The sequence below is a fragment of the Blautia hydrogenotrophica DSM 10507 genome (genome assembly GCF_034356035.1).
Lineage (GTDB): Bacteria > Bacillota > Clostridia > Lachnospirales > Lachnospiraceae > Blautia_A > Blautia_A hydrogenotrophica.
This window is the reverse complement of sequence record NZ_CP136423.1, coordinates 238176-253303: the sequence shown is the minus strand read 5'-3', so window position 1 is coordinate 253303 and position 15128 is coordinate 238176. Positions and strand designations below refer to the sequence as shown.

At 46.4% G+C, this 15128-nt stretch carries 13 protein-coding genes; 2 read left to right on the top strand and 11 right to left on the bottom strand.

Features of this window, described 5'->3' with window-relative positions; translation table 11 throughout:
• Positions 1 to 22 precede the first annotated feature (22 nt).
• Positions 23 to 796 carry a TatD family hydrolase gene (locus BLHYD_RS01220; protein ID WP_005947976.1) on the bottom strand — a complete coding sequence of 258 codons (774 nt, stop codon included), beginning with the start codon at positions 794 to 796 and terminating at the stop codon, positions 23 to 25.
• A gap of 50 nt (positions 797 to 846) precedes the next feature.
• Positions 847 to 3459 carry a cation-translocating P-type ATPase gene (locus BLHYD_RS01215; protein ID WP_055164484.1) on the bottom strand — a complete coding sequence of 871 codons (2613 nt, stop codon included), beginning with the start codon at positions 3457 to 3459 and terminating at the stop codon, positions 847 to 849.
• Positions 3460 to 4078: 619 nt separating this feature from the next.
• On the opposite strand from BLHYD_RS01215, the gene BLHYD_RS01210 reads away from it, so the two are divergent.
• A complete protein-coding gene (locus BLHYD_RS01210) occupies positions 4079 to 5095 on the top strand; it encodes an FAD:protein FMN transferase (protein ID WP_005947970.1) in 1017 nt (338 codons plus the stop codon).
• Positions 5096 to 5180: 85 nt separating this feature from the next.
• On the opposite strand, the gene BLHYD_RS01205 is transcribed toward BLHYD_RS01210, so the two are convergent.
• The 7 genes from BLHYD_RS01205 to BLHYD_RS01175 form a co-directional block, all read right to left on the bottom strand.
• Complete coding sequence (locus tag BLHYD_RS01205; protein WP_005947968.1) at positions 5181 to 5429, bottom strand: hypothetical protein; 249 nt, start codon at positions 5427 to 5429, stop codon at positions 5181 to 5183.
• A 207-nt stretch (positions 5430 to 5636) separates the two neighbouring features.
• Complete coding sequence (locus BLHYD_RS01200; RefSeq protein WP_005947964.1) at positions 5637 to 7445, bottom strand: ABC transporter ATP-binding protein; 1809 nt, start codon at positions 7443 to 7445, stop codon at positions 5637 to 5639.
• Complete coding sequence (locus tag BLHYD_RS01195; RefSeq protein ID WP_005947962.1) at positions 7438 to 9168, bottom strand: ABC transporter ATP-binding protein; 1731 nt, start codon at positions 9166 to 9168, stop codon at positions 7438 to 7440. Before BLHYD_RS01195 ends, BLHYD_RS01200 begins: the two co-directional genes overlap by 8 nt.
• 14 nt (positions 9169 to 9182) lie before the next feature.
• The gene (locus BLHYD_RS01190; protein WP_005947960.1) at positions 9183 to 9680 is read right to left on the bottom strand and encodes a metallophosphoesterase family protein; all 498 of its coding nucleotides are present in this window, start codon (positions 9678 to 9680) and stop codon (positions 9183 to 9185) included.
• A 491-nt stretch (positions 9681 to 10171) separates the two neighbouring features.
• A complete protein-coding gene (locus BLHYD_RS01185) occupies positions 10172 to 10702 on the bottom strand; it encodes a hypothetical protein (RefSeq protein WP_021845271.1) in 531 nt (176 codons plus the stop codon).
• Between the two features lie 235 nt (positions 10703 to 10937).
• Positions 10938 to 11402, bottom strand: coding sequence for a MarR family winged helix-turn-helix transcriptional regulator (locus BLHYD_RS01180; RefSeq protein WP_005947956.1), 465 nt, complete (start codon positions 11400 to 11402; stop codon positions 10938 to 10940).
• 148 nt (positions 11403 to 11550) lie between these two features.
• On the bottom strand, positions 11551 to 12684 hold the full coding sequence (locus BLHYD_RS01175; RefSeq protein ID WP_040350481.1) for a glycerate kinase family protein: 1134 nt from the start codon (positions 12682 to 12684) through the stop codon (positions 11551 to 11553).
• Between the two features lie 198 nt (positions 12685 to 12882).
• Here BLHYD_RS01175 and BLHYD_RS01170 point away from each other — a divergent pair, with 198 nt between their 5' ends.
• The gene (locus BLHYD_RS01170) at positions 12883 to 13977 is read left to right on the top strand and encodes a CdaR family transcriptional regulator (protein WP_040350480.1); all 1095 of its coding nucleotides are present in this window, start codon (positions 12883 to 12885) and stop codon (positions 13975 to 13977) included.
• On the opposite strand, the gene BLHYD_RS01165 is transcribed toward BLHYD_RS01170, so the two are convergent.
• Both BLHYD_RS01165 and BLHYD_RS01160 read right to left on the bottom strand, forming a co-directional pair.
• Positions 13941 to 14585, bottom strand: a complete 645-nt coding sequence (locus tag BLHYD_RS01165) for an anti-sigma factor family protein (protein ID WP_005947948.1) — start codon at positions 14583 to 14585, stop codon at positions 13941 to 13943. The two genes, BLHYD_RS01170 and BLHYD_RS01165, sit on opposite strands and share 37 nt — an antisense overlap.
• On the bottom strand, positions 14575 to 15066 hold the full coding sequence (locus BLHYD_RS01160; protein WP_005947946.1) for an RNA polymerase sigma factor: 492 nt from the start codon (positions 15064 to 15066) through the stop codon (positions 14575 to 14577). The genes BLHYD_RS01165 and BLHYD_RS01160 overlap by 11 nt, the downstream gene beginning before the upstream one ends.
• Between the last annotated feature and the right edge of the window lie 62 nt (positions 15067 to 15128).

The window sequence follows — 15128 nt, the reverse complement described above, 5'->3', positions numbered from 1 at the left end:
TTTCTCTTATCTTTAAAAGATCTCAGTCTTTGATTCCGAACATTTTTTTCGCGTTTCGGCAGGTCACTTCCACCACCTCTTCACAGGAGATTCCCTTGATTCTGGCAATCTCCTCCGCGACATAAGGCAGGTTCAGTGAAGTATTCCGTTTTCCCCGATGTGGGACAGGCGCTAAATAAGGACAGTCCGTCTCCAACAAGATTTGTTCCAACGGAGCATACTCCGCGACCTCTTTTAATTTCTTCGCGTTTTTGAATGTCACCACCCCACCGATACCAATATAAAGTCCCATGTCAAGATATTCCTTTGCCATCTCTTTTGAATAGGAAAAACAGTGTATCACACCGCCAGACATCTCTGCTGCCCGCAGCCCCTTCATCATTGTCAAAGTATCCTGCGCCGCTTCTCTGCTGTGAATGATGAATGGAAGCCTCTCAGACCTGGCCACTTCCATCTGAGCTTCGAACCATTTCTTTTGAATCTCATGGCTTTCTTTATCCCAATAATAGTCCAGCCCGATTTCCCCCACAGCCACCACTTTGTCCAACCGACAGTACTCCTGAATCCTTTGCAGAATCTCTTCATTCATCTTTCCTGCGTCATCCGGGTGGACCCCCACAGCTCCGTAGACAAACGGATATTTTTCTGTCAGCTCGAGGGTTTTCTCCAACCCATCAGCCGCGGCACATACATTGACGACATACTCAATTCCATTTTCCCTCATGGAATTCAGCAGTTCTTCTCTATCCTCGTCAAACGCTTCATCATCGTAATGAGCATGGCTCTCAAATATCATTGTTCTCTCCTCTTTTTCTTTTGCTTATTGTCCCCCTATTATAGCCCGCTTTACTTGCTTTTACAACTCATCCTGACCTTTTTAAGTAGCTGAATCACCGGGAGATTCGCCAGAGCCAGGCCATAGACCATCAAAAGCTGCCACAGATGAAGCGTCTGTATCTGAAACAATCCATGAAGAGCCGGCACCAAAAGAACCAGGTTCAAAAGCACAAATCCCACTGCAAAAGCTCCTTGAAGATAGCGATTATTGAAAAATTCTCTTCGAAAGATCACAGGACGAGAGGACTTACAGTTATACCCATGAACCAGTCTGGACAGACACAAGGTAGCAAACGCCATTGTACTGGCTGTAAGAGTTCCTCCATAGCTCAAGCCAATCAAAAAAGCAATTCCCGTCATCACCCCGATGCACAGGCCATCCAGACCAATATTAGAGAGAAATCTTCTCGTCAGTATAGATTCATTCATAGGACGTGGTTTTTCTCTCATGACCTGGGACGTATGAGGTTCCAGCCCCAAAGCGATAGCCGGAAGGCTGTCTGTCAGCAAGTTGATAAATAGCAGATGCACCGGGGCAAAAGGTACTGGAAGTCCCAACAGTGAGGAAAATAGTACCACTAAAATCGCAGCGAAATTTCCTGAGAGCAAAAACTGAATAGAGTTTTTAATGTTGGCGTACACATTACGGCCATTCTCCACAGCCTTCACAATCGTAGCAAAATTATCATCCGTAAGTACCATAGAAGCTGCATCCTTGGATACTTCACTTCCAGTAATTCCCATAGCGACTCCCACGTCCGCCTGTTTCAATGCCGGAGCATCATTCACACCGTCCCCGGTCATCGCGACAATGTTACCTTTTTCCTGCCATGCTCTCACAATTCGAATTTTGTGTTCCGGAGATACCCTCGCATAGACGGACACTTTCTCCACAAAATCCTTTAGCTCTTCATCGCTTAGGGCATCCAGCTCACTTCCTTCGCAGGCCTGGTCCCCCTCTCTCAGAATACCGATTCTCCGCGCGATGGCCGATGCTGTCACTTTGTGATCTCCTGTAATCATTACAGGGCGTATCCCCGCCTCTATACACCTCTTCACAGCCTGCGCACTCTCAATCCTAGGCGGGTCCATCATGGCAATCAAGCCGAAAAATGTCAAGCCCTGTTCATCTTCCAAAGTCAGTTCTCTGTCCTGTTCCAGTTTTCGGTAAGCCACTGCTAGCACTCGAAGACCATTCTGAGAATACTCCTCGTTGACTCTGCGGATTTCCTGGAGATCTTCGTCTGTAATCGGACGTTCCTTTCCCCCTGTGCAGATCATGGAGACTCTTCTCTCCAGCACATCCACGGCCCCCTTCGTAACCATCGTGTAGCCGTTCTGAAGCTGGTGAAAAGTAGACATCAGTTTTCTGTCACTATCAAAGGGCAGCTCTGACAGACGAGGATACTCTTCCCTGATTGTCTGAGCCTGAACTCCCAATTTCTCTCCGAGAGCGACCAACGCAGTCTCTGTCGGGTCTCCAATCTCCTGCCCATCTGTGACAGATGCATCATTACACAGAACACTCATCCTCAGCAGCTGCACATGAGATGGATTTTCCACGTCAAGCTCTTCTGCTTTCACACTCTGTCCATCTACATAGTAGTGTTCCACTGTCATTTTGTTCTGTGTCAGTGTCCCGGTCTTATCTGAACAAATCACAGACACGCTTCCCAGCCCCTCTACAGCTTGAAGTTTTCTTATGACAGCTCCTTCTTTGGACATTTTTTGTGTTCCAAAGGCAAGCACAATCGTGACAATGGAGCTCAGAGCTTCCGGTATCGCGGCCACAGCCAAGGCAACCGCAAACAGAAAGGCATCTGCCAGCTCTCCTCCTCGAATCATCTGCAAACCAAACAACGCGCCGCAGAGAATCAGAATGATCACAGACAATTTTTTTCCAAATTGGTCCAAATTCATCTGTAATGGCGTTTTCTTCTCAGAGGCCGTCTTTAAAAGGCCAGCGATCTTTCCCACTTCTGTTTGCATTCCCACAGCTGTGACCAAGAAGCTTCCTCGGCCATACGTGACAAAACTCCCTGAGTACACCATATTCTTGCGGTCTCCCAAGGCCAGTTCCCCTTCCAGCCTCTCCGAAGTCTTCTCCACTCCCATGCTTTCCCCAGTCAAAGCGCTCTCATCGGTCTTCATACTGGCATTTTCGAGGATTCTTCCATCGGCAGGTATATAATCACCGGCCTCTAAGTACACCTCGTCTCCCACTGTCACCTCCCGGCTAGGAATCTCCACGACCACGCCATCCCTGAGTACCTTAGCACTGGGAGAACAGAGCCTCTTCAAGCTGCTCAAAGACTGTTCCGCTTTCACAGTCTGCACGGTCCCCAGTACCGCGTTCATCGTGATGACCACTAAAATCACAAGTGCCGATTCTCCTTCACCCAAGATCCAGGAAACTGCCGCAGATATCATCAGAATAATCACTAGAAAATCTCGAAATTGTTCTGCGAATATCCCCAACAAACTTTTCTTTTCCCCCTCGATCAGCTCATTTGGACCATACTCTTTCTGTCTGTTCCTCACTTGGTCAACAGTCAAGGGCTGACTTCCCTGATTCACTTCCTGGCGAATCTCTTCCTCTGACATCTGATAGTAAGTTTTCATACTCATATTTTTCCTCCTGTCCCACTGTGATGCTACTCCTAAAGCTGAGATCACATCTTTTGTTTGATGCTCTCTGTCCGAGGACGAGAGCGTTTCACATTTGATATAGTGTTATGCAAAAGGAATTTTTTTATAACTTGGGGAATAATAAGAAAAAAATAAAAAAAGACCCTATTGCATAACTGCTATGCAATAAAAGTCTCGCTACTTACTTACGATACGGACCAGAATTCTGATCGTACTGACGACATCGCAAACACTTTCGTGCCAGCTACTCCCTTTTATTTGATAAGTACTATAAAACAAATTTAGAGAAATGTCAATAGCATTTTTTTATTACAGTTTAGCCAGCGCCATTCGTAAAACCGCACTGCGTGCTTATCGTGGCTAACGCCACCGTTTTACTCATGGAAAGGCGCTCAGCTTATACAGATATCCGCTCGCAAAAACATACAAGTATGTTTTATGCTTCCCGTACACTATATGACTGAACTGATACTATCCATATTCCTGTTATAACAGAGTTGACAGGAATAAACCGTCGGCTTTACAATAAGTATGCCCTCCACGGTAAGTGGCCTCTTGAGGAAAACAGTATACAACATGGGAGATTAGAATATTGAAACTAAAAAATATAATTTTTAGCCGTGCGGTCTGCATCTTTTTCATTCTGGTCCTACTCTGTCTGAGCGGATGCCAGACTTCCGGCTCCAAACAGCCTATTTCTTTGACTACCTTCCAACTGAATACGGTAATCACAATTGCCATCTATGATTCCCAAGATCAACAGCTTTTGCAGGAGTGCGAAAAGCTCTGCCAAAAATATGAGCAGATCTTCAGCCGCACTTCCCCAGAAAGTGAACTTTATAAACTGAACCATGGTGAACTAGAAGATAAAGACGGAGTCTCTCATATTTCTAAAGAATTAGCTGAACTGATCCAGGAAAGCTTAAAGTACGCTGAGCTATCCCAGGGTGCCTTTGACCCCACGATAGGCCCTGTCAGCTCTCTGTGGGATTTCACCAGCGAAAATCCGCAGATTCCCGGCGCAAAAGAGCTTCAACAAAAACTGCCCCTAGTAGATTACAGACAGGTACAGCTTAACGGGCAGGAAATCCGTTTTCTCCAACCTGAAATGCAACTAGACTTGGGTGCCATTGCAAAAGGTTATATTGCCGACCGTCTCAAAGACTATTTAGAGGAACAAGGCGTCACCAGTGCGACCATCAATCTGGGAGGCAACGTGCTTTGTATCGGCGGACATACCGATGGAAAACCCTTTTCTGTCGGTATCCAAAAACCCTTTGCTCAGCGCAACGAGGTACTTTTGTCCGTGGACGTGGATGATCTTTCCGTAGTCTCTTCCGGAATTTACGAGAGATATTTTGAGTCAAATGGAACCCTGTATCACCATATTTTAAATCCCAAAACGGGAATGCCTTATAATAATGGGCTGACCTCAGTCTCTATTCTTTCTTCTACCTCAGTGGAAGGCGATGGACTGAGTACAGCCTGTTTCGCCCTCGGACTAAAAGACGGCATTGCTCTTTTAGACAGTCTGGAAGGTGTCTGCGGAGTGTTCGTGGACGAAGACGGAGAACTGCACTATTCTGAAGGTTTTCCTACTTCGGAATGAGCGAACCGTTGGGATTATCACGTAAAAGCGGAGCAGTCTCTCATCAAATTCTGAGTGACTGCTCCATTTTTTACGCTGCCGTATTTTATGAAATCATATCTGGCCAGGAGAGAATCTCCTCTGAGAGAATTGTATCATAATCTCCCTCGATCTCCTCACTTCTTCCTGCATTTCTCAGGTTTGCCTCAACACCCCAGCCATTGTCCTCATACTCCCATACGTGATAGCGAACGCCCCGAAACATGAAGTCAATGCTTCCACAACCATCTTCTTCCGTATAAGAATACTCAATCTTTTTTCTCTTCAATGCATCCTGCACTTTTTCCAAACGCATCTTTCCTACCTCCGATTTTACAACCGTACTCTCGGAACGTTCTCACACTCAGAGAGCACATCCTTCTGATGCAGAAATTTGCCTCGGCAGTTTTTCCTGCACACTTTGATATTCAGAGACGACAGCGGCCGCTCCCCCATCCACCGGCAGTCTCTTCCCCCTCTAATTTTATACTCTCTTCCATAAAATGGCAACGCTCTATTTCAGTCATTCTGCATTCCAGCTCTCATCCACACTCTGACCGGAAAACTGAGAATGGTATAGACGTTCATAGACTCCTTTTTTCTCCAACAAAGACTCATGTGTTCCCTGTTCCACGATATTGCCATTCTCAATCACTAGTATCAAATCCGCATCCCGGATTGTAGACAGACGATGGGCAATGACGAAAGAAGTCCGTCCCTTCATCACCCTGTGCATTGCCTCCTGAAGTAGCCTCTCCAAACGAGTGTCCACTGAAGAAGTAGCCTCATCCAGTATCAGAATCTGCGGATCTTTTAAGATTGCCCTGGCTATCGTCAGAAGTTGCTTCTCGCCCTGGGAAATGTTATTACCCTCCTCATTAATCATGGAGTCATACCCATGGCTCAACGTTCGGATAAAATGGTGAACGTTCGCCATCTTCGCTGCCTCTATCACTTCATCTTTGCGGGCTCCCAGTCTACCATAACGGATATTTTCATAGATACTTCCACTAAACAGCCAGGTATCCTGAAGTACCAAGGAAAACAGCTCTCTTAGCTTCTCTCTGTCCATATCCCGTACATCTACACCATCAATCTGAATGGAACCTCCCTGGACATCGTAAAATCGCAAAAGCAGATTCATCAAAGTAGTTTTTCCCGCACCGGTGGGTCCCACCAAAGCGACTGTCTGCCCCTGACGCACCTCGAAACTCACATCATCCATCAGAATCTTATCATCCTGGTAACCGAAGCGAACGTGATCAAAAGTCACATTCCCTTTGACCTTGGACAGCTCCAGAGCTACTTTTCCCTTCTGCTCTTCTTCCTCCTCGGACAACAAGGTGAAAATACGCCCCATGGCCGAAAACGCTGACTGTACCTGAGCTGAGAGTTGAGATACCTGGGAGAGAGGGTCATTAATCTGCCAGATATAACGGATAAACGCCTGTAAATTTCCAACTTGAATACTGCCCTGAATTACAAAGATACATCCTAGTACTGCGGAAGCTCCGATGATCAGATAGGTAACCAACGAGATACACGGTGAGATCAGAGAAGACACAAACTGGGCCCGAAATGCGGCCTTTCCCATACGTTCATTCACATCCTGAAATTTCTCCACCGCGGCTTCCTGCTTGTTATACAGCAAAATCTCATTGAAGCCTCCGTACAGCTCCGTGATGGTCCCATTCAGCTCTCCCACGGTCTTCTGCTGCAAATCAAACAACTTCTGGGAACGTTTCACGAACGTTCGAGTAATCAGATAGGTCAACGGTATAATCAGCAGCGCCACCAACGTCATGACCACGTTGATTCGAAACATCATGATTACCGCCAGCACAAAAGTAAGAACACCCGTCAGTACTTTAGCCAAAGTCTGCTGCAAGGCATTGCTTAAAGTATCCACATCGTTGGTGACACAGCTGAGCACATCCCCGAAAGCATGATCGTCAAAATACCTCACTGGAAGTCTCTGTATCTTTTTTTGAAGAGCGTTTCTCAGGTCATGCATAATCTGCTGTATTGCATTGGTCAGGAAAAACGCCGACACTAACTGAGAAAGCGCGCGCATCAAATAACAGAGTCCAAGAATCAGCAAAATCCGAAACACCAAGTCAAAATGCACCCTGGCCCCAGTGACTCCCTCTAAGATCCCCGCTGCATCATGGGCCAACTGCGTCGTCACTGCTCCCTCTATCGTGGGGTTAATTGCGTACAACCCCGTCGCCAACACAATCGCACCGAGACCGACAAGAAATTTTCCCTTGTAAGGGCGGACAAACTTCAGAAGTTCCCTCATACACTGTCTCCACCCAATCTTCCTATTCATACTCCAATTCCTCCTCGCTGAGCTGAGAAGCTGCTATCTCATGGTAAATCCGGCAGCTCTTCAACAGCTCTTTGTGAGTTCCACAGCCCACGATTCTGCCCTCATCCAGCACAATAATCTGGTCTGCATCCATAATCGTCGAAACTCTTTGCGCCACAATCAACACCATCTGCCGGTCTACTTCCTTTTTCAGCTCCCTTCGCAGTGCCGCATCTGTTTTAAAATCCAACGCGGAAAAAGAGTCGTCATAGATATAAATTTCTGGTTTTCTCACCAGAGCTCTGGCAATAGACAGCCTCTGTTTCTGTCCTCCCGAAACATTTGTGGCGCCTTCTACGATCTTCTCCTGAAACTGCTTTGGTTTTTCCATAATGAAATCATATGCCTGGGCCACCTTAGCCGCGTGGATGACCTCATCCATCGTGGCGCTTTCTTTACCAAACCGAATGTTCTCTTCTATCGTTCCGCTAAAAAGGTTCGCCTTCTGAGCCACAAAACCAATCCGGTCTCGAAGTCTGCCCAAATCCCAATCTCTGACATCCACTCCGTCCACAAGCACTCGTCCTTCGCTGACATCATAGAATCTGGGAATCAGCTGAACCAACGTACTTTTTCCTGAACCGGTACTTCCGATAAATGCCACGGTCTGACCTTCTTTCACTGTAAAAGAGAGGTCTTTCAACACTGCCTCTTCTCCATCTGGATAGACAAAAGTCACATGTTCAAACTGAATGCTTCCTTTCTCATCAGGCTCCATATTCTTCGGCTGGTTATGTATCGTGGTCTCCGTGTTCAGTACCTTCAGAATCCTTTTCGCAGAGACATTGGCTCTCGGATACATCATAAATACCAGACAGAACAACATCACCGAGAACATCGCATGGAACAGATACTCCATGAAAGCAACCAACTTTCCAATCTGTAACGAACTGGAGTCAATCATGTAACTCGCCACGAAATAGATCGCAATCACCGCCAAATTCATCAAAAAGAAAAACACAGGCTCCGTAGACGTCATGAGTTTAAACAATCTCTTAGACTGGCGCATAAAATGTACATTTTCCGCATCAAAGCGCTGGGTCTCATGCTGGTCATTGTTAAATGCGCGAATGACACGAATTCCTGTCAAATTTTCTCGGAATATCCGGTTAAGATTGTCCAAAGACGCCTGCTGTCTCTCACTGATCGGCTGAGAAATTTTTCCTACTAGAACAACCCCGCCAATGATAATCGGAACTGTAGAAAGTATAATAAGAGAAAGCTTCAGTGACGTCGTGATCGTCAAAGTAAAGCTCACCGCAATCATCACGGGAGTCAGCAGCGCAGTCCTCAGAATGATATTCATAAACATCATAATCTGAAAAGCATCATTGTTCGTCCTGGTAATCAAGGATGCTACTCCGATCTGGTTCATTTCGCTGTGTGAGAAAGTCTGAACCTTCGCAAATACATCCCGCCGGATGTCTCTTGTCATGGACGTAGAAATCTTCGCGCAGCAATACCCCAGCAGTATCGTGCCACAGACTCCTATCACGGAAATTACCGCAATCTTTAACCCCATCTGCATCAGATAGGTCTCATCTTGTCTCATAACCCCTTGGTCAATCATATCGGATATGATCGTCGGAATGCCCAGCTCTACCAGCGCAAAGCCAAACACCGCGACAATATTCAAAAACAGTAACCGTTTATAACGTTTCATATAGTGCAAAATAAGTTTCATTGTCTATCTCCCATTTATCGCAGTATCCCCTTCCTCGGGTCTTCAAAAAGTCTCTTTTTCACACTGTCCAGGGAAATCTTCTCCACCTGGAACTGTCCTTCCTCAATTTCCATCACTGCCATCGTCAAACCCAAGCCAAACCTCGGTCTCCCGCAGGCTCCTGGATTCAGCCAGAGTCGCCCGTCTATGGTCTCCTGATAATATTTATGGCTGTGTCCAAAAATCACAACATCCACATCTTCCAGTCTCCGCGATACGTCCCTTTTGTCATGAGTTAGAAAAAAACGTACCCCCTCAATCTCAAACCGCAGAGATTTCTGCAATTTTTCGCGGAACCGCCAATCATTGTTGCCGCGCACCACATACACATTACCCAGACGACGTATTTCTTCCAGTACCTCCTCCGTCGTGATATCTCCACCATGAATCACAGCATCACAACCCTTTAAAATCTCTTTTACCTCACAGCGCAACACGTCATGTGTGTCCGATATAATACCAACTCTTTTCATAATACTCCTCTGTTACGGACCAACTTTTCATGTCCTTCTTTCATCCCCGTCTCACAGAATCAAAACAAAGTGGGCAAGCCCACTTCAACTTCCCCCATCCCCTCAATCTTGAAGGGCTCTGCCCCACTTTGCGCGTCGTCGCAATACCGCCTTGCGGTTCACTACCTTATTGCGGCGTGCGCATCCCTAGCGGAGCGTTTGTGTAATAGGAAAGGACTTTCACGCATTAGCGTGACAAGATCTTTCCTATTACAAAACAAAGTGGGCAAGCCCACTTCAACTTCCCCCATCCCCTCAATCTTGAAGGGCTCTGCCCCACTTTGCGCGTCGTCGCAATACCGCCTTGCGGTTCACTACCTTATTGCGGCGTGCGCATCCTTAGCGGAGCGTTTGTGTAATAGGAAAGGACTTTCACGCATTAGCGTGACAAGGTCTTTCCTATTACACAAGTTCAGAAAGGAGCGTTCTCAAAGAACGCTCCCTGTCTTAGACTATTTCCTGTTCTTTTTTCGTTTTTTATAGGAACGATAATTCTTCATATTTTCTTTCAGATGATGGCGGAGTTCTTTTCTGTCCATCTTCTTCAAGCGTTCCTGTTCTTTCTGCCAGATTGATTCTCCTTTCTCCATGTCTGTCAAAATCTTCTGAGCCCTGTCTACCACATGGTACCTGTCAAAGAAATACTCCGAGTAAATATTTGTAACCTGGTGTCCCCGATGCTCCAATTCTTTAGCCACAAGTCTGATCGCATCCATCTCTCTTCCGCCATCAGCTACCAACAGAAAAATATAACTATCTTTTGGAAGTACGATTCTCCATATGATATGATTCAATTCATAGGAAATCTGTCCATATCCGCTGTGATAAATAAACCCTACAGCTCTGTTAGCTTCATAGATATGCGAGGTCTCTTTATAATCCGACATTTTTTTGCAGACCACATTTGGATGACTGCTCAAACTTTCCGCATACTGTCGACAATGTCTATTCATATCATCATAATATATAGTACAATTTTCCATATTAATCCTCCATCATCCTTTTTTGTCATTCTGCTACATCATCTATATTCGCCTCTCTAACCTCCTAACACTGTCTTGATCATTGACTTACTCCACTTTAATACTATTGTATACTTTTTTCAGATAAAAATCAACACAACGTTGTCTTGTCCATCGCCCTGTCCGTGCTAAACACGTGTCACTGGCACGCAGCACCGTTTGCCGGGCTTATCGCGCAAAAAATGCACGAGGAAGTTTAAACTTCCTCGTGCATATTTTCATAAACTTTCTGAGAGACTCTCTCAAAGGCTCCTATATCTTTCTGGGAAATCCCCCGAAAAATATCCCCAAACATCTGCTCTCTCACTTGGTGCATTTTGGCGTAAACTGCCTCCGCGCTTTCCTCTGGAATAATCCTCAGACATCGCCGGTCAGCCTCATCAGGCATAGTCCGCACCAGCCCTTTTTTGACTAACCGCTCAATAGACTGCGATACATGCCCTTTCGTGTACTGATTCTGCTCCGTAATCTCCTTTGAAGTATTCCTCTGTCTGTACCGGCAAAGAAAATACAAAATATCCAGATCAATTCTTTTCAAGCCATATTTCGATTTAAGGCCTTCCAGACGCTTCTCATACACTCTCTTGTACGCATTCCCGCTGATCAACATTTCTGTTTCCCAATTCATGGCATCCCCGTCCTTAAAATTTGGGACTATCATACCACAATCTCCATCTTTGTCAAGTACCCTTGACCTTTTTTGTTATGTCACATGTAATAGTTCAACTCATGTAGATGTCCATTCGCAAAAACATATAAGTACGTTTCATACTTCCCGTACACCGTATGACTGAACTGATACTGTCACATCACAGAGTGAAAAGTCTAAATACCTGCTCTGCTGTATCTGCCAGATTTCTATAAGCCTGCTTTGTGTCCATGGCTTCCTCTAAAGTCACAATCGAACGCAGAATTGGAAAATACGCATCGATTCCATTTTGATTGCAGGCTCTAGCCCCGTCTGTCACACTTCCGCCAAATCCAATCACAGGTTTTCCGTATTTTTTTGCCAGACGTGCCACACCTATAGGAGCTTTTCCCATGGCAGTCTGCTCATCCAATCGCCCTTCTCCAGTGATCACCAAATCAGCCTGCGCAATATCCTGCTCCAGTTTCAGTTCTCTTAATACAATCTGTATCCCAGATTCTAAGACCGCCGGAGTAAACGCCAGAAAAGCAAACCCCAGCCCACCAGCTGCTCCTGAACCAGCCGTGTTAGGGTCCGCTCCTGGAAAAACACTCTCCGTAATCTTAGCATAATTTCCCATCCACTCATCCATCTGGTCGATCATTTTGGGCGTAGCTCCTTTTTGAGGCCCAAATACCGCACTGCATCCCTTCTCTCCACACAGGGGATTGGTCACATCACAAGCAATGTGAAACTCACACTCTCTTAACTGAGGCAAAACTCCCTCATCAGAGATCTTCACCAAATCTCTCAATCCCTGAGCTCCCCTAGCTACCGGTTGCCCCTGACTATCCAGAAAGCCATATCCTAAAGCCTGAAGCATTCCCACACCTCCGTCATTGGTGGCGCTGCCGCCGATACCCACAATGAACCTGCGGCAGCCTTTTAAGATGGCATCTTTAATCATCTCTCCCACCCCGTAAGTGGTAGCCTTCATGGGGTCCAACTGTTCTCTGGGAACCAGGGTGATGCCTGCCGCCGCAGACATCTCCAAAATTGCAGTTTTAGACTTCTCCAAAATTCCATATTCACAGTTCACCGTTTTTCCCAACGGGCCCGTCACTGTCACCTGACAGAGCTTGCCACCCATACCTTCCACCAGGGCCTGAACCGTACCTTCTCCTCCGTCCGCCAAAGGCCGCACCAGTACCTCCGCCTGTGGGTCTACCCGACGAATCCCTTCAGTAGCTGCCCGCCCCGCTTCCATCGAACTTAAACTTCCCTTAAAAGAATCAATCACTGTGACAATCTTCATAACACCCCTCCGCTCATACAACTTTTTCTGTATTTTATCAAAAATCCCAAGAGAAAAGTATATTCTATGTAACATACTTTACATAAATTTTTCATTTAAATTTGTTCTCAATAACAAAATTTATGATATAATACGGATGATTTATCTCACAGAGTTTTTTTAGTCTTAAATTTATCTATCCCTAAAATGGAGGAAATTATGTCATACCCAATCAGCCGGCCTCTGGCCTCACAGATTGTAGACGCAGTCAGTGATGTCTGCGAAAAAAATATAAACTTTATCACCCCTGACGGCGAGATCATCGCCAGCACAGATTCCAGCCGGATAGGAACCTACCATGAGATTGGAAGACGTGCAGCTCAGAGCGGTACCCTCATGGAGATTCCTCAGGATAGCCTCTATCCTGGCACGAAAGCTGGAATTAATCTTCCAGTTTATCACAATGGAGAACTTCTAGCTATTATCGGAATCAGCGGAGATCCCAAGGAAGTCTCCAAATATGCCCATTTAGCTGAGAGAATCACTCGTCTTCTGGTCTGTGAGAGCGAGGGAAACCTACACCTTAGAGATTTGGAACAAAAAAGAGGTTATCTGATTCAGAAGCTGTTAAAAGGTGCCCCCATCACTCCAGAAGATCTCGAAACTCTGCCGTCAGATTTGAACTTGGAACTTCAAACCCCTTCACGCATTCTCTTGATACAGCTTGGCCATCAGTTTCCCCAGACGGGTATCCCGGCCGTGGAACCTGAGATTTATCACCTATTCCGCAGTCTTGAACTGACGCTTTACTGTTTCCAGTATCCCAGAGAATATTTGGCCATACTGCCGGAACCTAAGCTGACTAACTGCCGGGAAACCCTGTCCCATTTTGGGGAAAAGCACAAAGGCAGCCTCTGCATGGGTATTGGAAAATGCACCTCTCCGCAGCAGCTCATGCATTCCTATCAGACCTGCCAGATTGCTCTGAAAAGCGCCCAGCTGTCCGGAAGCTCTTGTGTTTTTTTTGACCAGCTCTACCTGGAACTGCTGCTGTCCGACGTAAGCTCCGACCTTCAGCAGGAGTACTTTTCCAGGACTGTCTCCCACCTCAGCAGCGAGGATAGAGAGCTGCTGCTGGTATACTATGAGGAAAATATGTCCCTTGTGGCAGTCTGTGAGCGGCTCTACCTTCACAAGAATACTCTGCAGTACCGCTTAAACCGGATACGGAAGGTCACAGGGCTTAATCCCCGGGATTTTGAAGATGCGGTAATCCTCTATTTGGGGCTGAAATTAAGTCCTGTCCCATCATAGAGGGCAGCCACGGGAATCTTCTCTGTCTTATCCTCAAATTTGACCGTCAAAACCTCCTCCCCAGTCAGCTGCAGCGGTGCTCCCGTACCCTCATCCAGAATCGTATCTTCATCCACAAAGGTGTATCCGCAATAGCCGTTCCGGTGATGCTTATCCCCCAGCGGATTCACATGCCGTGCCTTCACTTCCACTACATCTGGATTGTGGGAGGTTCGCACCGCATTGATATATATGCCTTCTCTGTCTGGCTGAAAACTTAAAGTGACCACTCCTCCGCTCTTCTCCCAGGTTACTTTCACATCCTCAGAGTCAACAGTCCATGTGCGCTCAAAATAATAAGTATAGCCTGCCCACAAAAGGACACAGACCAGTGCCGTGACTGCGGCTGCCCTCCACACAGCTCTGTGGGCCTTTCGAAAAGGGCGCAGTTCCTTTTTCCGGACCTTTATCTTCTCCTCTGACAGAACAAGCTCTTCCCGCATGGAGTCCAGGCATCTCCTGCACTCCGCACAGGTTTCCAGGTGTTCCTCTATGGCTTCATTGCTGGCCTGGCTAGTCAGCCCGTCCAGGTAATTCGGCAGCAAATCCCGTATAATCTCACATTTCATTTTTCTTCTCTCCCTTCGCTATTTTTTGTTTGGCCCGGTAGAATGTAACCCGCGCCCAGTTCTCATTTTTTCCAAATATCTCACCAATCTCCCTGAAAGAAAAGCTTCCGGTTATCCGAAGCAGGAGAACCTCCTTGGAGGTCTCATCCAAAATGTGTACTCTCCGAAATACCTCCATCTTTTCTTCCTGGATACAGACTCTTTCCTCCAACGCAGAATTTTGGGATACCATCTCTTCCTGAAGCGGCAGGCTTGTCTTCTTCCTCCTTCTGTCCAGCTCTCGAAACCACAGATGCTTCGCAATCTGACAGAGCCAGGTGGAGACCTTGCAGCTTCCGTCATATTTTTTCGAGCTTCTCACTGCCTGATAGAAAGTCTCCTGAGTCAGCTCCTCTGCCGTATCCTCATCCCTGCACAGTGTCATCAAAAAACGAAACACCATTTCCGCATGTCTTTGATAGACGACATCCATATCCAGCATTCCCTCACCTCCTTCCCCATATATATCCGCATTCTCTTCGTCTTGTTACAAAAAATATCAAC